Raw genomic sequence first — 19,331 nt, 5'->3', positions numbered from 1 at the left:
GCTCGTGGGTGCAGGGTGAGGTGGCGTGTAGCGTGCGACACAGTGCCCCCACACCGGTGGCGGTGTGGGGGCAGGGTGCTCACTAACCGCAGTGTTCGAAGGGGCTGGTGTAGGAGCTGCTTCCGATAGAGCCGCCCCACTTGACGCATTGTCCAGGGGCGGAAAGCCTGATCGGACCGGCGTAGTAGCCGAAGCTCCCTGCGTTCGTTGTTCTGGTTTCTCCCTCTGGTTCGAGGAAGGCCGACATTGACGATGGCGATCCGACGTTCGTCGTCTTCAGGGTTACGGCGCAGTTGTAGCCGTTGCTCGTGTTGTAGAGCAAGTAGGTGCGGCCGCCGGTGAGGGCGGCCGAGTCGATGACGGCGTAGCCGGTGCCGCAGACCTCTTCGGGTGTGTAGGGGTTGCTGCCGCAGGCGTTGGTGCTGGTGATGGCCTTCTTCTGTCCCAGGGATACGGTTACGCCGTCCACGGTGGGGCTGGTGTCCATCGCTCCGGTGGAGGTTCGCTGTTCGTAGTGGAGGTGTGGAGCGGTGGAGCCGCCGGTGGAGCCGACTGTTCCGATCGATGTGCCCTGGCTGACGCTCAGTGAGCCGCCGGCGGCTCGTGCCATGGTGGCGAGGTGGGCGTAGCGGGTTCTGGTGCCGTCGCTGTGGCGGACTTCCACCCATTTGCCGTAGCTGGTGTTTCCCTCGTCGTAGAAGTACGCGGTGCCTGAAGCGGTGGCGCGTACGGTTTCGCCGTTGATGTCGTCGCTGCCGTAGTCCTGCCAGTCGAGGGAACCCGAGGGGTTGTGGCCGGGGGACCAGTTGTTGGCGTTGAAGGTCTTTCCGCAGTTGAACGGGCTCTTGTGGGAGGTGGCCAGGGTCTGGACGGGGTCCGCGGAGGCGGGCTGGGGAAGCAGCGCCGCCGTGAGGGCGATTAACAGGGCGAGGGTCGCGGAGTTGAGGGCCTTCGGCCGAACGGGACTTCCGGTCATGGGCATGCTCACCTCTTGAACAGGCGCTTGGGGGGAGTAAGGGGCTGCCGGGAGCGGGCATCTCGACATCTCACCGTCCCGGAGGAGGGCGGGTTGATCGTGAAGATATCCTCGAAAGTTGTCTTCATCAATCCCTGGTGAGGTGAAAGTTTCCGGCTTATTAGGAGGAGGGCGTGCGGTGAGCCATCGCCGCCATGGCGCTCCTGACGCCGGTGCCACCGGGGACCGGCCTGCGGCAACGAGGAAGCCGCCAAACGGGCGGAACGCACCCTGGGCCCGATCACCAACTGACCTGCCCGGCATCCACGGCCACGGGTCACCGCTGCCGGGCAGGTCCGGTGTCCTCAGCCGGAGGTCAACGCCGTGTCGAACCGGTAACGCAGATCGCTGAGGCGTTCGACGGGTTCGCGGCTGTAGACGAGGCGGACGTAGTCGGGTGCGATCGTTCCGCCCCAGGCCGTCATCGGGGTGGCGGCAACGCGCCCGTACCGGAGCAGCCGAGACGACAGTTCCGGGGCGGTGAGGCCCAGAGCGGTGGCGTTGACCAGGCAGGACCAGCCGCCCGCCGCCCGCACCACCGGGAGGCCGGCGAGCTGGTCGATGACCGTGTCGTGCCGCCGCTGGTATTCGGCCGCAGCCTCGTCGACCCCGGAGCCCGACGGGTCCGTGAGCGCCGCCGCGGCGCCGAGCTGGGCGAAACCACTGGACACCGTGGTGTTGTAGATGACCGCCATCCTGATGCGGTCCATGAGGTCCACCGGGCCGGCGATCCAGCCGATCCGCCACCCGATCATCCGATATTCCTTGGAGACCGAGCCGATCGTGATGGTCCGCTCCGCCAGGCCCTCGACCTGGCACGGGTTGATCCGCGGGTGGCCGTCGTAGACCAGGCGCTCCATCGCGGCGTCGTAGATGAGGTACGCGCCGGTCCTCGCGCAGGTCTCGGCCACGGCCGCCCAGTCGTCGCGGTCGAGGAGCACGCCCGACGGCATCGACGGGCTCATCAGCAGCAGCGCCGCAGCCGTGGTGACCTGGGTCAGGGCGTCGCGATCCAGGCGCCAGTGGCCGCCCTCGACCCGGAGCGGGAGGAAGTGCGGGCGGGCACCGGACAGCCGTACCCGCTGGAGGAGGCCGGCATAGGTGGGGTCGGTGAGCGCCACGGTTTCGCCCGGCTCGGTGGTGGCGAGCAACACGGGCATGACCGCCGAGGTGCCGCCCGAGGTGATGACGACCTGCCGCGACGGGTCGTAGTCGAGCCCGGTACGACTGCGCAGCTCGCCCGCGACCGCCTCGCACAGCACCGGTAGACCGGTCAGCGGCAGCCAGCTGTTGCCTTCCCCCGAGGCCAGCGCCTGGGTGGTGGCGGCGACAGCGGCGGGCGGGGGAGGAACGTCGGTGTCGAGGTTCTCCAGGCGCAGGACGTCGGGATCGGTGCCCGCGGCCGCCGCTACCGCGTCGAGGCCGATCGGCTGTACGTCGGTGAAGCGGGCGTTCGGCCGCAAAAGGCACCTCCATGTGTCCGGGTATTGAGCACAAGATCCATCAGAGCCATGTGATCGTCAAGCGCTCGGCTCAGCGGGCGGGCTCAAGGCTCGGCGCTGATCGTCCGGCTTGTGTGCTGGTGACCTGGTCTAGCGGATGCGGAAGGTTGTCAGGACCGCGGCGTGGTCCGAGGTCCACGCGTTGTTCTGGTGGTTCGGGTAAAGCGCCGGGTCGCCCTCGACGACGGCCTCGGAGGAGAGCACATCAAGAGCACCCTTGAAGTAGACGAAGTCGATGCGGTCCTGGGGTTCGGGCTCGCCCGTGTGGGAGTCGTAGCCGTAACCGCCGGTGAAGGTCTTGTAGATCGGTGACCAGGTGATGCCGGGCGCCGTGGCGGGGTTCGGGTGGGCGGCGCGGTAGGAGTCGGTCAGGCCCGCGTTGACCGGGGCGGTCGAGGTCGGCCAGCTCACCTGCCCGTAGCCGCAGTGGCTGTTCGCGGACGTCCAGTCGAGGTGCGACGGGGCGTTGAAGTCGCCGACGAGGAAGACGGGGGTGGAGCCCGAGTTCGCCAGGTCGGTGTTCATCGCCGAGATGATGGAGTTGATCTGCCCGGTGCGGCCGGACCGGGACTCGCGGTCCATCAGCTGCTGGACGGACATCCCACCGAAGCACGCGTCGTAGGGTCCGTACGGGGTGTAGCCGAGGTGGGCGCTCCACAGGACGGCCGACCTGGTGCCGAGCCTGACCTTGGCCCACACGGAAGCCGTGCCGGAACCCGTCGCGGAGATCGGGTACCGGCTGAGGATGGCGACGTCGCTGTTCTGGTGGTAGCTCCAGCCGAGGGCGTCGGCCAACGCCTGTGCTGATGTGCCCTCGTTCTCCTGGATGCCGACCACGTCGACGTCGCGGTCCAGGAGGAATTTCAGCTGCTTGTCGCGGTAGCCGTTCACCGGCGTGCCGCCGTGCCAGAGGTTGTAACTCATCACCTTGAGCTCGGGGACGAGCGCGGCACCCGAGGCCTGGACCCGGATCGTCACAGTGGCGGTGGCCTTGGAACCCGTACTGTTGCTCGCCTCGATCCCCGCGGTGATCGTGCCCGAGGCCGTCGGTGTGCCGCCGGCCGTCCCGCCCGGGGAGACCGTCAACCAGGACGGGCCGGAGACCTTGCGGAAGCTCAGCCCGGCCGTGTTCCCGCGCACCAGCCTGGCGACCGAGGCGCTGTAGTCGCTGCCGACCTGGCCGTTGCGGAGCGGGAACGCCGAACTCACCCAGCTCACCGGGCCGGAGGCCACGAGCTGGAGTTTCACCGGCTGCGCCAGCCAGGTGTAGCCGTCGTTGTAGAGGTAGTAGACGATCCAGTCGCCCGCCGGCAGCCCCTCGGTCGGCAACGAGCCGGTGCCGCTCGACTCCGGTGTGTAGACCCACTTGGTGGACGGGCCGACGAACTCCTCGTTCACCGGGCCGTTGCCCGGGTCCTGGTAGAGGCCGACCCAGTTCTGGGCGTCGGGCCGCGGGGTGGAGAAGGAGAACGTGATCGGGTCACCGATCTTGACGGTCGTGGAGGTCAGCCTGAGCGTGCCGTCGGGGGCGGCCTGCGCGGGGCTGACGGACAGTACGACGGCGAACACGGCCAGGACAAGGACGACGATTCCGCGCACGGAGACGCGCTCCTTTTGCCTAGGGGACTGGTTTCGTCGTGGAGCGCACCCTGTGGCACCCCGGGTGAACGAGTCCGGATCACCGTACGTCTGTGGTTCATGGAAACAATGACGATGAGTCGACGCCGGCCGGGCACGCAGATGGCGAGTGGGGATCGGCGCGACCGCGATCCGGCGAGGCGGGCGGTCGAAGGGTGACCTTGCTCCCTGTTCACCGTCGTGCGACCACTCGGTGCCCGTTCGCGGGGCACGCGACCGGCGTCCCTTCGATGGCGGCAATCCGCCGGGCGTTCACGCAGGCGACAGCAGCCGTGCCTATTACTTGAGTGCCGTACTCCTTTGTCAAGGGATGCAAGTGAATAGGTACGTTGAAAGCAACCGCCGGCGCGCACGCTGGCGGCGCCCGGCCACGGTCGTCCTGCTGACGGCGTCGGTGCTCGCGCCGGTCACCCAGTCCGCCTGGGCGGACGGTTCCGCACCGCAGCTCTCGATCGCCGACGGTCAGGTGCTCCGCGGCGAGGTGACGATCTACGCCGGTGGCGGGGCGGACGGAGCCGGCCTCGGCTTAGCCCTGGACGGCGCCTCGGTCGCCACCGCTCCGGTGCCGAGCCTGCCCGCGACCGTGTTGTTCGAGGCCGATGGCATTCAGAGCGGTTCGCAGAAGCTGCTCAACTCGGTCTGGGTCAACGGAACGATGGTCGCGCCCGTGAACCGCGACTACTCCGGGTACGCCACGGTCTCCGTCCCCGTGCCGCCGGGCGTGCTGCACGAGGGAACCAACGTAGTGACGGTCCGCGCGGGCGACTCCGTCTCCCCGACCAGCCTGGCGAAGAACCACGACGACTTCACCATCCGCAACACCCGGCTGCGGCTGCTCGGCGGCACCGAGGTGACCGACCCCGCGGTCCCCGCCACCAAGGTTCTGTCGATCGGCGACGGCTACCCCGGCGGGAACGCCACCGAGGAGCAGGTCACCGAGAACTTCACCATGACCGTGCCGGCGGAGCACCTGCGCGGTGTCTCGTACGGCCTCGACACGCGGCGGCTCGCCGACGGCCCGCACACCATGGACGTCGTCGCCGGCGCGGAGTCCCGCAGGACCGTGCCGTTCATCGTGGACAACACCGCGCCGCAGATCACGTCCACCTCCCCGGCGGACGGCGCGCGGATCGACGGCGGGGACGTCACCGTGAGCGTGCAGGCCACCGACGCGCTGTCCGGTTTCGCCGGGGCCACCGCGGTGCTGGACGGCCGGGCGATCCCGATGCCCGACCGGTTTCCTGTGGAGAACATCCCGGCCGGGTCGCACCGGCTCAGCATCACCGTGACCGATGTCGCGGGCAACGTGGACACCGAGACCGTGCGCTTCGACACCACGGAGGTGCCCATCGCGCGCGGCACGTACGACAAGGGACGGCAGGACGAGGGCGCCGTCTCCGGCCCGGACGCGCCGGTGCTGGTCGCGGCCGGCGACGTCGCCTGCGCGGCCACCAGCGCGGTCACCGCCACGACCTGCCACCAGGCCGGCACCGCGGCGTTGATCCAGCAGTTGCGCCCGGACGCCGTCGCGATGCTCGCCGACGGGCAGTACGACGTCGGCACGCTGGCCGCCTTCAACTCCTCCTATGACAAGACGTGGGGGGCGTTCAAGGACATCACCCACCCGGTCGTGGGCAACCACGAATACGCCCAGGCGTACTACCCGGGCGCGAATGCGGACGGGTACTTCGACTACTTCAACGGCGTCGGCGCGACGGACGGGCCCGCAGGGGACCGGCAGCGCGGCTACTACTCCTACGATCTCGGCCGCTGGCACGTCGTGGCGCTGAACAGCGAGTGCGGCGTCGTCTCGTGTGCGCCCGGCTCCGGGCAGTACCGGTGGCTGGAGCAGGACCTGCGGACGCATCCGAACAAGTGCACCCTGGCGCTCTGGCACAAGCCGCTGTTTTCCGCGCTCTACCCGGGTGTGCTCGCCAACCCCGACACCAAGCCGCTCTGGCAGCTGGCCGACCGCTACGGCGTGGACCTCGTCCTCAACGGTCACGACCACAACTACCAGCGCTTCGACCCGCAGGACGCGGACGGCACGGCCGACCAGGACGGGATCCACCAGTTCGTCGCGGGAACCGGCGGCGTCGGCTTCCATGGCACGATCTCCCCGACGGCGAACCTCGCCGTCGCGAACGCCAACACGTTCGGCGTGCTGAAGCTGACGTTGCGGCCCACCGGCTACGACTGGCAGTTCGTACCCGAGCCCGGCAACGGCAACGGTGACTTCACCGACGCCGGCTCGGCCAGGTGCGGCAACGTGCCCGCGGGCCAGGCCCGGCAGTAACCCGTACATCTCAAGTTCCTCGCACAACGGCCCGGCCGAAGCGACCGATCGCACCGGCCGGGCCGCCGAGGCCACTGACCTGCGCCGGTGCCGGTTGTCGCGCTCGGTGAGGTAGACGTCCTCCCCTCTGCGGCTCCGCACCCGCTACGACAAAGGGTCCGACCAGCCGCGGCGGGCGGCCAGCAGGCCCGCCTGGAAGCGCGTACGCGCACCCAGCCGGTCCATCAACTCGCTGACCCGGCGGTGGACGGTCCGTAGGCTCACCCCGAGCTGGCGTGCCACCGCCTCGTCCTTGAGACCGGCCGCGAGCAGGGTGAACAGCTCCGGGTCCGGCAGGTCCGCCGGGAGGCCGGACAGGGACTTGGCCGGGAGAGGCAGCGCCGAGCGCCACAGCACCTCGAACAGCGTGACCAGGGCGTCGAGCAGGGTCGAGGAGTACACGATGACCGCGCTGTCGGCATGCGCGGACGCGGTGGTGCTCAGGGGCAGGATCGCGCTTCTACGGTCCGCGATGGCCAGTTTCATCGGTACCTCCGGACTGATCCTGGCCTGTTCGCCGGCCGCCGCCGCCTCCTGGGCCAGGCGGAGTTTGCCGGGGATCTCCAGGGCCGAGACGTCGTAGATGCCGCGGACCAGGACGCCGTGCGCGAGGCGTTCCATCTCGGTGATGTTCTGCTGGGACGGGTCCTGCGCGTAGGGCGGCCGGTCCAGCACCAGGAGTTCCTCGGTCGCGGTCTGCTGGAGCTGGGTGAAGCGCTGCACCACGGCCGTCTGGCCCTGGACGACCTCGACCAGTTCCTCAGGGGCCTGGTTCTCCGTGCGCGGTGTCTCGGCGAGCAGGGCCAGGGCGGCCAGGCGGGCCTGCGCCAGCCCTTCCTCCCGGCGGGAGATGAGGGCGGCGACCGCGATGTCGGGCCGGGTCGGCACGAACCGTATCGGGCGCCCCGCCATGCGGCTCACGAGCCCCAACTCCTCCAGCCTGGCGAACGCGCGGCGCAGCCCCACCGTGGTGCGCCCAGTGTGCGCGGCGAGCTCGGGCAGGGTGGCGCGCGGGCGGCGGAGCAGGTCCCGGTAGATTCGCTCGTCATCGGCATCCACCCCGACGGCCGACAGCGCGTTATCGTCAGTGTTCATGATCCTCTGGCTTGTCGGATTCCTGCAACGTCATAAACCTGCCAATCATTTTGCCTAGCGTAGGCCATCCGCTCCCCGGTAGGACGGACGCGGAGCATTGGCGCTTGTTATGGAGGAAGTTGTGAAGAAGGTGCTCACTCTTGGGGTGGCGACCGCGCTCGCGGTCCTTTCGACCGCCGCGCCCGCCGCCGCGGACGAGGGTTTCGGCGGCTGGCACCAGCCGCGATGCGAGACGGTCAGCGGTGACGGCACGGTGACGTTCACCCGGAACGAGGGCAGGACTATCACGCCGACCAGCCAGGCGCCGCAGCGGGTCGTCTACACCAGCGGACTGGTCGCCCTCGACCGCCCTGACACGTTGCTTGCCCTGTCGAACAACCTGCTGTCGGCCTCGGGTGACGCCGGTTGCAGCTGGAAGCAGGTGGGCAAGGTGAACGGGTCGTACATCGAGCTGGTCGCGGCGAGCGGCGGCCGGGCCTACGCGTGGGACCGTGACGGCAACCTCACGCTCGTCACGCCGGACGGCGGTACGCCGCTGACCTCGCCGGCCGGCCAGGTGGCGGGGCTGGGCACGGACCGGCGCCGCGGCGACCACCTGCGGGTGGCCGACGGGTCCGGGCAGTTGTACGACTCGCGGGACGGCGGGCGCACCTGGCGGCCCATCGGAGTGCCCGCCTGGCCGGCCAGCGAGCTGCTCATGGTCTACACCGCGGCCTTCGACCCGGACAACCTGGACCATGTGGTGCTGGGTGCGGCGAGCCACGGCGCTCGCGTCACCTACGACGGCGGCCGCACGTGGACCACGTCCACCGGTCTGGGCGACAAGGGCGACAGCGTCAACGTGTTCAGCGCGGTGGTCTCCCCCGCCGCCCCGAACGTCGTGTACGCGATGGGCCTCAACCTGGCGGAGTCGGACGAGGGCGTGCCATCTGACGGCCGGCACATCTACCGTTCGTCCGACGGAGGCCGCCGCTTCGCCCCCGTCGTGGACCAGGGGAACGGGATCACCCTCAGCAACGGGCCGCTGCTCGCCGCCCACCCGACGGACGCGGAGAAGCTCACCTTCGAGTACGGCACGAGTTGGGCGGGCACCGGCACGTACCTCTACACCTACGACTCCCGCCGGAACCGGGTCACCACCACCCACAGCTCCTACGACCGGGTGACCTCGATCGCGTTCAACCCGAAGAACCAGAAGGTGATGTACCTGGGCGTGGCCGAAGAAGGGTAGCGAGTTCACCTACCACACCGCGAAGTACGCGGTCGTGGGCATGTCAGAGGCGCGGGCCGCGCTGGAGGCCATACAGGCCGGGCGGTCCGTGCCGACCAGCTTTGCCTGAGATCCACTGTCGGCTGCGCCTGCGGTTACTGGAGTCGGGGCAGGAATTTACCGTGGGCGAGGGCGGCCGTCGTCTTGGCGGCGAGCGCGGCGATGAAGGCTGTGATCGCGAGCAGTACGCACCAGGCCCACACCGTGTACCCGACGGGCCTTCCGTAGCTGATCCAGTGGAGGGCGAAGATGGCGACGGCGGCGTAGGGGAACGCGAACGACCAGAACGGGGGGCCGAACGACAGCCGGCGGTACACGGGGATCAGCCGAAGCTGGACGATGACGGCGAGTGCGGTGAAGCCGCCGAACACCAGGGCGACGGCGTCAACCTTGTCGTGGGTGATGGCCAGGTAGGCCAGGCCGCCGAGAGCGGGCGGCGCGACCTCGATGGCCAGGGTCGGCAGCAGTGGCGCGGGCAGGCGGGGGCGGAACAGTAGCCGGGCCATGATGACGGAGCCGATGAGCAGCCACGACACGACGCCGATGCCCATGAAAGCGTGGGCGACGGCGGTCCAGCCGGCGCGGGCGGCGCCGATGGAGGCGATGAGTCCTCCAGCGACGGCGGGCAGGACGTAGCCGGAGTGCAGCCGGTCCAGGTCGAGCCCTTCGACGATCCATTGGCCGGTGATCCACCCGGCCAGGATGGTGGTGGCGGCGGCGAAGACCGCGAACAGCCACCGGCCGGCGGTAGGGGCGTGGGGCATCAGACCGGTCGCCAGGAGCATGCCGACGATCGGGATCAGCGACACGAACGGCCCCATCACCGGATCGGCCAGTTCGGCGCGCCAGCCGCCGGGCCGGCGCGGCACCTGCGACACGTAGCCGGCGATGAGCACCAGCCACACGACGGCGGTGAGGATGAACAGGACGTCGGCCACCAGCGCGGGCGCCACCCTCAGCATGGCCGCGTACCCCCAGCAGGTGGCCAGACCGGCCAACCCGTAGGAGATTCCAAACACGTTCGGGGTGATCCCGACCTGTGGCTGAGCTGTTCGCGTGTTCATCGAGCCCTCCACCGCGAGTACCGGCGGCGCGTGCCCTGTGCAAATCGCTGACGCTGACTGTGTTTGTCCGGGCGACGTTGAACGATCCGGCCGCCTGACAGTTCGACCTACCCCGAAAACCCATGCCCATGTCACATGCGTGATCCATGCCGGACAAGATCAGGCTGTCACCAGGCCGTGGAAGACCATGCGTCACCTGGCCGCGCCGTGGCCCGGTACATGCTAGATAAACCGCAGACGTCCACCGCAGGTGAGCGCGGTGAGGGCCGCCCGGCTCCCGGGAGCCGGGCGGGTCTCGGTTGGGGCCCGCCCGGCTCCCGGTTTCGGTGCTTCGCCGTACAGGGCGGCTCGCCGTCCGGGGACGTGCGCCGTCAGCGCCTGGCGTAGGCGCGGATCACCTCCTGGGTCAGCGTGCCGCCCCTGTGGTCGGCGGCCTTGACGCGGAGCGAGACGTGGTCACCGGTGCCGCGGCCGAGGGTGGCCTCGTAGGCGTTGCCGCCCTTGGCGCGGAGCCGTTCGGCGGCACGCCAGGTCGCGCCGTCGTCGTAGGAGACCTCCAGGGACACGTCCTTGATCGCGCTCGTCGCCGCCCCCTTCTGGTGGTACACCCGCAGCCCGAGCTTGCCGGAGTCGCTTCTGTTGCGCAGGTCGGACGGGATGTCGTAGTCCGCGAACAGCAGCGGGAGCACCGTGGTCGCGGCACCGCCGGGCCGCTGCGAGCCGAACGTCCACACCGACCTCGTCCGGGTGGACAGCCTCGCCCAGGGGGCGCGCATCTCCAGGTCGTACTCCATCCGGTAGGTCGCGGCGACCTCGGGGATCGCGATGGTGCCGACGGCTGCCTGGGTGGTTCCGGCGAGCAGGGTGTCACCCTGGTAGAGGCGGAAGTCGGTCTTCGTGCCGTTCTCGAACGGCTCGGTCCAGGCGGGCCCCATATTGCCGTGGGCGTCCGCGAAGCCCTGCAGGTTCACCGAGATCAGGTCGCCCTGCCGGCGTATCGGGTCGTTCGGCGGGACGCCCGGGAGGATCGGCTGTTTCAACCAGTCGCGTGTGGTCCGTTCGCCCGGCCGGTAGGAGCGGTTGTCCGTTTCCGCGAGCAGGGTCCTGGAGATCTCCGGCGGCTGCCATTGGGCGTTGTAGTACGGCTCCGGCGTGATGACCGCCGCGGACCATTCGACCCCGGGATCGGCCGTGATGTACTCCGCCCTGGTCAAGGGCGTTCGCCGCACCGGATGCTGGGCGTCGTACGCCGCGTCCTCCCATGACTGCCTGCCGGTGCGCGTCTCGGCGATGACCGTGTTGCCGGTCTGCTGGGTGCGGAACGTCGTGTCCACCCTGGCCATGGATCCGGCCCGCGCGAGGTATTCGAGGTTGCGGGGGACGCGACCCTCCTCGCGTGGATAGAGGTCGTACACGTAGGGGCTGGCCACGACGCCGGTAGCGGTGATGGTGACCGGCCGGCGGCTCATCCGGTCAAGCAGTTGCCTGCCCTCTTCGTACGTCAGCCGTACGGTCGGGACGGAGAGCTTCTCGCCCGTGCCGGGGAACACGCCGTCTATACCGGGGGTGTCACTGTAGACGGCGACCATCTTGGCACCGGCCGCGGCGGCGGCGTTGGCCTGGGCCGCGACCGTGACCCGCGGGTCGCGGCGGATCAGCGCGAGCCTGCCGCGCAGGTTCACCCCGGCCAGGTCCTTCGCCTCGGCCCGCCGAGCGTCGGCGGCGAGCAGAGTCGAGGTGCCGTCCAGGCGCGGGTATTGGCTGGAGTCGTCGCTGAACCACACCGGGTCGTAGTACTCGGGGCGCAGTTCGATGCCCTGGGTCTTCATGGTGATCTCGGGTGCCTCCAGCCGCCAGCGGCTGGCGACGCCGAACTCGCCCTTGGTGACGCGCTCGGTGGGCTGGATGAAGATCCGCTCTTCGAGGTTGCCGCCGAGGCTGAGGTAGAAGTCGGCGCTGTCCGGCCCCTTCTCGGGAGAACGGTGCCAGCTCAGCTTGGACGCGGCTCCCGGGTTGCGGTGGGTGCGGTGGTCGGGGGTCGTGATGAGCACCTCGGTCGCCTTGCGGGCGTCGAGCACGATCTCGGTGTCGCCGGTGACCTCCACCTCCGGGTCACCGACCAGGCTGCCGTGCAGCACGCTGCCGCGGTCGCTGTTGTACGGGTCCTTCGACGGGTGCATGGTCTCGACCCGTCCGAGGACCGAGTACGTGCCGGGCAGGACGAGCAGGCATTCACCCGCCTGGTCACCGGGGCAGTGCTGGACGGGGTCGTGCGGCATGGCCTTCCCGTCGAGGCCACCGTCCGCCAGGTTGACCACGTTGGTCACGGCACGAGTGGCCCGGCCGTCCCTGGCGATCGGGGTCATCCGCAGTCTCACCCGCTTGGGCTCGGCGTTGCCGGTCAGCAGGACACGCAGGGTCCCGCCGGCGCGCGAGGTGGCGACCAGTTCGGCGCGCTGAGGTCCGGCCGTGACCTTGGCGGGGTCAAGGGTGACGGTCACCTGTGCTTCGCCGCCCGGGGGCAGGGAGAGCTCGGCGGGGGTGACGGTGAACGCGCCGCCGGCCGTCAGGTCGAGGACCGCCTGGGCGGACCCGGGGTTGCGATACGTCACCTTCCGGGTGACGGGCTCGCCATCGGTCGTCACCATCAGCCCGAAGCCGAGTGAACCCGAGGAGGCGACGACCGGTCCGGCGAGCGCGGCGGCGACGTCCACCCTGCCGGCGCCCTGCCGGTCCGGTGGGACATCCGCCGTCGGCTTGGCCGTACCCATCAGCAGTGACTTCAGCTCCGCGGCCTTGATGCCGGGCCTGGCCTGCCTGAGCAGCGCGGCGGCACCGGCGACGTGCGGGGCCGCCATCGAGGTGCCCGACATTCTGGTGTAGGAGTCGTCCACCGGCTCACCGAGCGCGGTGCCGTGAGCCCTGGCTGCGACGATCCCCACGCCGGGTGCGGTCACGTCCGGCTTGATCAGGCGGTCCAGGCCGACCGGGCCGTAGTTGGAGAACTCCGCCATCCGGTCCTCGGAATCCACCGCGCCCACGGTCAGCGCCGCCGGTGAGTCTCCGGGGCTGCCGATGCACGCCGCGCAGCCGTAGTTGCCGGCGGCCACGACGAAAAGGGTGCCGTGCCGCTCCGTCAGCGCGCCGATGGCGTCGGTGAGCGGGCCGCCGGGCTGCGAGCTTCCCAGGCTCAGGTTCACGATGTCGGCGCCGGCCTCTCCGGCCGCCCATTCCATCCCGTCGATGGCCCAGGATGAGAGCCCGATGCCGTCCGCGTTCAGCACCCGGCCATTGACGATCCGGGCACCGGGGGCGACGCCCTTGCGCTCGCCGGCTCCTCCCACGGTCGCGGCGACGTGCGTGCCGTGGCCGTTCAGGTCCTTGGTCGAGCCTTCGTCGCTGAAGTCACGCTCGGCGGTGACCCGCCCGGCCAGGTCGGGATGGCTGGTGTCGATCCCGCTGTCCAAGATCGCCACGGTGGTGCCCGCGCCGTCGAACCCGGCCTGCCACGCGGCGGGCGCGTTGATCTGAGGCACGCTGCGGTCCAGCACTGACTCGACCTTCCGGTCGAGCCAGATCTTCGCCACCCCGTCGAGCGGGCTCGCCGCCTTGGTACGCGGCGCGGCGGCGAGCCGGGACAGCGCACCGCCGAACTGGGCCGCCTGGTCCTTGGCCAGGGACACGCCGGCGCCGTTCAGGCTTTCCAGCGCACGTACCTGTTCGACCTGCGGGATCGCCGCCTTGGTGGCATGTTCGCGGTAGGTGAGGATGAGCGGGATCGAACGCGCCGTCGTGTCGGCCTGGCCCTGCTCGGCCAGCGCGGTGACGTTGAACAGCTCGGGGTCCAGGCGCTCGGGGATCAGGTCCAGCATGTCGCCGGGGTAGACGTAGACCTGCCCGTCGCGTTCCTGGACGTGGAAGCCGGCGGGCAGGACTCCCTTCGCGCGGGGCGCCGGGGTCACCGTCGCCGTGCTGCGACGGTCGGCGGACACGGTGACGTGCACCCGGTCGCCGGTGATCAGGGTGATGTCGTGGGTGGTGGACTTCACGGTGCCGAATTCGGCCTGCGGCGCAGCGGTGCGCGCGACCGCCTGCCCGGTGAGCATGGTGGCGGCCATCGCGGTGGCCAGGCAGACGGTCGTGACGGATACGGTGACGGCGGGACGGCGTAAGCGTCGTTCTCCGTGCCGGAACCCCATAGCAGTACCTACTTAATTGGCAATAAAGGCTGTCCAATTCATAGTCATCAGATCAATCGATGTCTACGACCGTTGCTGGCGACAAACAGACATGTCATGAATCAGACAGTGGGCTGACGCCGGCTCCAAGCGGCGCCGGCGGGAAGGCTCTCGGGGTTGACCGTTGCCCGGGGAAGGAGTGGGCTGCGTCGTCAGGTCGCCCGGCCTGGCCGATCGGCTGTTACCCGCTCGCCTTCGACTGCATCGCATTGTGATGCCCGGCACGCGGGACACCGCGCGGTCGCATGTGCCGCTCTATATGGCTCGGGTACTTAAGCAGTCCAGTTGACATGCAAAATGACAAATGAGCCCGAGGGTTGTTCGCCCTCGGGCTCATTTGCTTCAACTCCTGCGCTGCTGGGCGCACATTGTCATCAGAGCAGGTTTGTCAGGGAGGCGACGGCCGTTTGCAGGACGGGGGCGAAGGTGAGCAGTTCCTCGCGGGGCAGGAGAAGGGCGACCGTCGAGATGCTGACGCCGCCGACGACGGTGCCGGTGCGGTCGAAGACGGGGGCGCCGATGCACCGTATGGTCTTCTCGTTCTCCTCGTCGTCGATGGAATAGCCCTGTTCGCGGATTTGCGCCAGCTCTACGGACAGCCGGTTGAAATCGGTGATCGTCTCGGACGTCTTCGCGGGCATTCCCGCGCTGGCGACGATGGCCGCCAGTTCGGGCTCCGGCAGGTGCGCCAGGATGCATTTCCCGATGGCCGTGCAGTGCAGGGGCAGGCGCATGCCGACGCGGGAGGCCATCCGGTAGGGCTGGTCGGCCTCGACTTTGTGGACGTAGACGGCGTGGTCGCCGCTGTGCAGCGCGAAGTGGACGGTCTGGCGCACATCCCGTGAGAGCCGGGTGAGGACGTCGCCGATGCCGGTCGCGCTGGCGGCCTTGACCTCCTCGGCGAGGGCGAGCATGCGGGGGCCGGCGCGGTAGCTGCCGCCGCCCTCGCTGGTGATGAAGCCGAGGTCGGCGAGTACCGCGAGGATGCGATGCACGCTGGCCTTCGGAACGCCTGATTCGACGCTGATATCGGCGAGTCGGCGCGGTCCCGGTCCTCCGACGGCGGCCTCCAGCACGTTGATCGTCTTGGTCACCGCGTTGCCGGCCGATGAAGCTCGGCCGCTGTGACGCACGTTTTCGGCTGGTCCGTAACCCATTGACAACCCGTTTCCGTCCGTTTACTGTGCTGACGATTCCACCATACGAAGTGTGATTCTACATAGTGGAACGACCGGCAAGGAGCGATACGTTGACGAATCCGTTGACCGACGGACGTGCTCTGCCCGTTCACAACCCTGGGACCGGCGCTGTGCTGGGCGAGATGCCGGTCTCGACCGAGGACGAGGCACGTGCGGCGGTCCGGACGGCCCAGGACGCCCGGACCGCGATGGCCGCGACCGCCTCGCACGAGCGGGCACGGCTGTTAGCCAAGGTCGCAGACGGGATCGAGGCGCGGGCCGAGGAACTGGCCCGGGATCTGGCCGCCGAGAACGGGAAGCCGATCCGGCAGACCCGCGAGGAGATCGCAGCCGCGGTCCGGATCTTCCGCGGGTTCGCTGGGGAGGCGGTCAGGATCTTTGGCCGGCAGATCCCGCTGGACGCGGTTCCCGGGCTTGAGAACCACCTGGCGGTAACGGTCCGGGAGCCGATCGGGGTGGTCGCGGCGATCGTCCCGTTCAACTACCCGGTCGAGCTGTGGGCGCACAAAGCCGCGGCGGCATTGGCAGCGGGGAACGCGGTGATCGTGAAGCCGCCGGAGAAGTGTCCGCTCACGCTGATGGAGATCGGCCGGATCATCGAGGCGGCCGGTTTCCCCGAGGCGGCGCACCAGATCCTTCCCGGCGGGCCGGAACTGGCGCGGTTCCTCGCGTCCGCCGACGGCGTGCAGATGATCAGCCTTACCGGCAGCACCGCCGCGGGTAGGGCCATAGCCGAGCTCGCCGCCGGGACGCTGAAGCGCACGCATCTGGAACTCGGCGGCAACGACGCGCTGATCGTGTGTGCGGACGCCGACGTGGAGCGTGCCGCCGAGGCCGTCGTGCTCGGGCGGCTGGCGCGCGGCAACGGACAGATCTGCTGCGCCGTCAAGCGCGTCTACGTCGAGGACGGTGTGTACGACGCGTTCGCTGACGCGCTGGAAGCGGAGGCCGGGAAGCTGGTCGTGGGTGACCAGCTGGATGAGGCCACCGACGTCGGCCCGCTGATCACGGAGCCTGCCGCCGCCGCTGTGGACCAGGCGATTCGGGCAGCCGTAAATGACGGTGCGCGCGTCCTGGTGGGCGGTCCCCGGGACGGGGCGTTCGTGCCGCCGACGGTGCTGGTGGACGTCGCACCGCACGCGGAGGCCGTGGCCGAGGAGATTTTCGGGCCGGTCGCACCGCTGTTGCGGGTGGCCGACGCCATGGAGGCGGTGCGGCTGGCCAACGAGTCCGCCTACGGGCTGCAGGCGGCGATCTTCACCAGGGACATCGCACGGGCCTTCTCAGTGGCCCGGCGCCTCCAGGTCGGGGGTGTTGTGATCAACGGTTCCACGGCACTGCGCGCGGAGAACCTTCCGTTCGGGGGCGTGAAGCTGACCGGCGGGGCCCGCGAAGGACTGCACGACACCCTCCTCGACATGACCGAGCAGAAGACCATCATCGTCATGGACGCCCTGGCATGAAATTGGAACTGCGGGGCGTCCGCAAGGGATACGGCGGGGTCGAGGTCCTGCACGGCGTAGACGTGACCGCCGAGGGCGGCCGGGTTCTCGCCATCGCGGGCGCGAACGGCGCCGGCAAGTCGACTCTGATCAAGGTGCTGGCGGGGGCCGTACCGCTGGACGGCGGGGAGATCCTGCTGGACGGCGAGCCGCTCAGCCTGCGCGGCCCCGAGGACGCGCAGGGTCTGGGGTTCCGGACCGTCTACCAGGAGCTCAGCCTCGTGCCCCAGCTGACGGTGACGGAGAACGTGTTGCTGGGGGCGCTGCCCACCAAACGCGGGCTGATCGACTGGCCGGCGGCGCACGCACGGGTGCGGGCGCTGCTGGAGGAGATCGGGTTCGCCGACATCGATCCGCGTGTCCGCGCGGGCAGGTTGTCGGTCGCGCGCCAGCAGATGGTGGAGATCGCCAAGGCGCTGGCGGTCGAGCCCCGGATGCTCGTGCTGGACGAGCCGTCCGCCGTGCTCGCGGGCACCGACCTCGACCGGCTCTTCGACCTGATCCGCAGGCTGCGGGAGCGTGGCGTCGCGATCCTGTACGTCTCGCACCGGCTGGCCGAGGTGATGGAGATCTCCGACTCGATCACCGTCATCAAGGACGGCCGGGTGGTGGATACGCTGACCCCGGCCCGTACCAGTGAGGACGAGATCATCGCGTTGATGGCCGGGCGCCGGCTGGAGCAGATCTACCCGGACCGCGTGCCCGAGCCTGGCAAGCCGTTGCTCAGCGTGCGTGGCCTGAGCCTGGACGGCGTGTTCGACGACGTGTCCTTCGACCTGGCAGCGGGTGAGATCGTCGGCATGTTCGGACTGGTCGGCAGCGGCCGCAGCGAGGTCGCTCGATGCGTGTTCGGCGCCGACCGGCCGACGTCCGGAACGGTTGAGCTGGACGGCGCCGTTACGCGATTCCACACGCCCGGCGACGCCATCGGCGCCGGGGTCGCGCTTGTCACCGAGGACCGCAAGCACAGCGGGCTCGTCCTCGGCATGGACGTCACCGACAACATCACCTTCGCGACGATGGCCCGCATCTCACGCGCGGGCCTGCTGGACGTCAGGCGGCGGGCCGCGCACGTTCAGGACATGATCGAGCGGTTGGGCATCCACCCGCCACGTCCGGAGGTTCCGGTCCGCCATCTCAGCGGCGGCAACCAGCAGAAGGTCGTGCTGGCCAAGTGGCTCCTGACGCGGCCGCGGGTGCTGATCCTGGACGAGCCGACCCGCGGGGTCGACATGGCCACCCGGGTCGACATCTACCGCATGATCGACGAGTTGACCCGGGAGGGGGTGGCGATCTTGTTGATCTCCTCAGACCTGACCGAGGTCCTCGGTGCCACCGATCGCGTGCTGGTGATGCGTGGCGGACGGCTGGTCGCCGAGGTCGGTTCGGCGGACACGACCGAGGACGAGGTCCTCGCGCATTCGGTGGGGGTCGCGGCATGACGAAGCAGCCGGTTTCGGCGGTGCTGGACACGGATTCGGGTGAGGTGGCGGAGGCTACGGCACCGGCGTCCGCCCGGTGGCGCGCGATCGTCCCATCGCCGACCGTCCTGGTGTTGATCGGCGCCGCGGTCGCGATCGTCGTGGTGGCGGGCATCACCAATGACTCGTTCCTCACCGAGGGGAACATGACCAACCTGCTCCGGCAGATGGTCTCCACCGGGCTGCTCGCCCTCGGCATGCTGCTGGTGATCCTCACCGGAGGGATCGACCTGTCGGTCGGGTCGGTGGTCGCGCTGACCGGCATCATGTCGGCCGGCCTGGTGAGCGGGCTGCCGCTGCCGGTGGCGATCCTCGTGGCGATCGTCGTCGGTGTGCTGTGCGGAACGGTCAACGGCGTCATGGTCGCGCGGTTCTCGCTGGCTCCGTTCGTGGTGACCCTCGCGTCCATGACGACGTTTCGAGGGCTCACCTACGTCTACTCCAAGACCCCGATCACTCCGACCACACCGGACTTCCTGACCCTCGGCTCGCAGAATGTCGGCCCCATCCCCATCGCGGCGGTCATCACGCTGGCGATGTTCGGGCTGGGCTGGGTTCTGATCAACCGCACGTCGGCGGGCCGGGCGCTGCTCGGCATCGGCGGCAACCGGGAGGCGATTCGGCTCGCGGGCGTCAAGGTACAGCGTCACCTGGTGCTCGCGTACGCGCTGTCCGGGTTGTGCGCCGCGGTCGCGGGCGTCATCCTCGCCTCCCGGGTCGGCATTGCCCAGCCGAGCGTCGGCGTGGGCTTCGAGCTCGACGCCATCGCCGCTTGTGTGATCGGTGGAGCCAGCCTGTCGGGCGGACGCGGCACCATCGGCGGCACCCTCGCCGGCGTCGTCCTGCTCGGGATCATCGACAACCTGCTCAGCCTCTACGACGTGCAGAGCTACTGGCAGCAGGTACTGAAGGGGCTCATCATCGCGGTCGCGATCCTCGTGCGCCGAGGCGAACGACAGAACACCTAGCCACACCGTCCTCCAGGTCCCCGT

The 19,331-nt window shown here is 69.5% G+C and carries 12 protein-coding genes; 5 read left to right on the top strand and 7 right to left on the bottom strand.

Translation table 11 applies throughout. The annotated features are described in order from the left end of the window. Window positions 1–82 precede the first annotated feature (82 nt). The 3 genes from BLS95_RS21380 to BLS95_RS21370 all read right to left on the bottom strand — a co-directional run bounded on the left by BLS95_RS21380 (window position 83) and on the right by BLS95_RS21370 (window position 4,116). Entirely contained in the window at window positions 83–976 is an 894-nt protein-coding gene (locus tag BLS95_RS21380) for a M23 family metallopeptidase (protein WP_090933892.1), read from the bottom strand. 344 nt (window positions 977–1,320) lie between these two features. Next, complete coding sequence (locus tag BLS95_RS21375) at window positions 1,321–2,478, bottom strand: pyridoxal phosphate-dependent aminotransferase (RefSeq protein WP_090933890.1); 1,158 nt, start codon at window positions 2,476–2,478, stop codon at window positions 1,321–1,323. 129 nt (window positions 2,479–2,607) lie between these two features. Next, window positions 2,608–4,116 (bottom strand): endonuclease/exonuclease/phosphatase family protein, encoded by a 1,509-nt coding sequence (locus BLS95_RS21370; RefSeq protein ID WP_090933888.1) that lies wholly within the window; start codon window positions 4,114–4,116, stop codon window positions 2,608–2,610. A gap of 355 nt (window positions 4,117–4,471) precedes the next feature. Here BLS95_RS21370 and BLS95_RS21365 point away from each other — a divergent pair, with 355 nt between their 5' ends. Next, a complete protein-coding gene (locus BLS95_RS21365; protein WP_143043817.1) occupies window positions 4,472–6,451 on the top strand; it encodes a metallophosphoesterase family protein in 1,980 nt (659 codons plus the stop codon). A 144-nt stretch (window positions 6,452–6,595) separates the two neighbouring features. Here the strand turns inward: BLS95_RS21365 and BLS95_RS21360 are convergent, their stop codons facing one another. Continuing rightward, the gene (locus BLS95_RS21360; RefSeq protein ID WP_090933885.1) at window positions 6,596–7,585 is read right to left on the bottom strand and encodes a helix-turn-helix transcriptional regulator; all 990 of its coding nucleotides are present in this window, start codon (window positions 7,583–7,585) and stop codon (window positions 6,596–6,598) included. 121 nt (window positions 7,586–7,706) lie between these two features. Here BLS95_RS21360 and BLS95_RS21355 point away from each other — a divergent pair, with 121 nt between their 5' ends. Continuing rightward, complete coding sequence (locus BLS95_RS21355) at window positions 7,707–8,816, top strand: WD40/YVTN/BNR-like repeat-containing protein (RefSeq protein ID WP_090933883.1); 1,110 nt, start codon at window positions 7,707–7,709, stop codon at window positions 8,814–8,816. Window positions 8,817–8,950: 134 nt separating this feature from the next. Here the strand turns inward: BLS95_RS21355 and BLS95_RS21350 are convergent, their stop codons facing one another. From BLS95_RS21350 to BLS95_RS21340, 3 genes are all read right to left on the bottom strand, one after another. Further along, entirely contained in the window at window positions 8,951–9,919 is a 969-nt protein-coding gene (locus BLS95_RS21350; protein ID WP_090933881.1) for an SLAC1 family transporter, read from the bottom strand. A gap of 371 nt (window positions 9,920–10,290) precedes the next feature. Then, window positions 10,291–14,118 (bottom strand): S8 family peptidase, encoded by a 3,828-nt coding sequence (locus BLS95_RS21345; protein ID WP_090933879.1) that lies wholly within the window; start codon window positions 14,116–14,118, stop codon window positions 10,291–10,293. A gap of 413 nt (window positions 14,119–14,531) precedes the next feature. Next, a complete protein-coding gene (locus BLS95_RS21340) occupies window positions 14,532–15,251 on the bottom strand; it encodes an IclR family transcriptional regulator (RefSeq protein WP_176993304.1) in 720 nt (239 codons plus the stop codon). Between the two features lie 155 nt (window positions 15,252–15,406). On the opposite strand from BLS95_RS21340, the gene BLS95_RS21335 reads away from it, so the two are divergent. Genes BLS95_RS21335 through BLS95_RS21325 form a run of 3 tightly spaced genes read left to right on the top strand, consistent with a single transcriptional unit; the run spans window position 15,407 to window position 19,307 of the window. Next, entirely contained in the window at window positions 15,407–16,819 is a 1,413-nt protein-coding gene (locus BLS95_RS21335; RefSeq protein ID WP_218135898.1) for an aldehyde dehydrogenase family protein, read from the top strand. Continuing rightward, on the top strand, window positions 16,816–18,300 hold the full coding sequence (locus BLS95_RS21330; RefSeq protein WP_090933875.1) for a sugar ABC transporter ATP-binding protein: 1,485 nt from the start codon (window positions 16,816–16,818) through the stop codon (window positions 18,298–18,300). Before BLS95_RS21335 ends, BLS95_RS21330 begins: the two co-directional genes overlap by 4 nt. Then, on the top strand, window positions 18,297–19,307 hold the full coding sequence (locus BLS95_RS21325) for an ABC transporter permease (protein ID WP_090933873.1): 1,011 nt from the start codon (window positions 18,297–18,299) through the stop codon (window positions 19,305–19,307). Before BLS95_RS21330 ends, BLS95_RS21325 begins: the two co-directional genes overlap by 4 nt. Window positions 19,308–19,331 lie beyond the last annotated feature (24 nt).

It is taken from the genome of Nonomuraea jiangxiensis (assembly GCF_900099965.1).
GTDB classification, from domain to species: Bacteria; Actinomycetota; Actinomycetes; order Streptosporangiales; family Streptosporangiaceae; genus Nonomuraea; species Nonomuraea jiangxiensis.
Note: the sequence above shows the minus strand (reverse complement) of the source record. Positions and strands in the feature narration are given on the sequence as shown.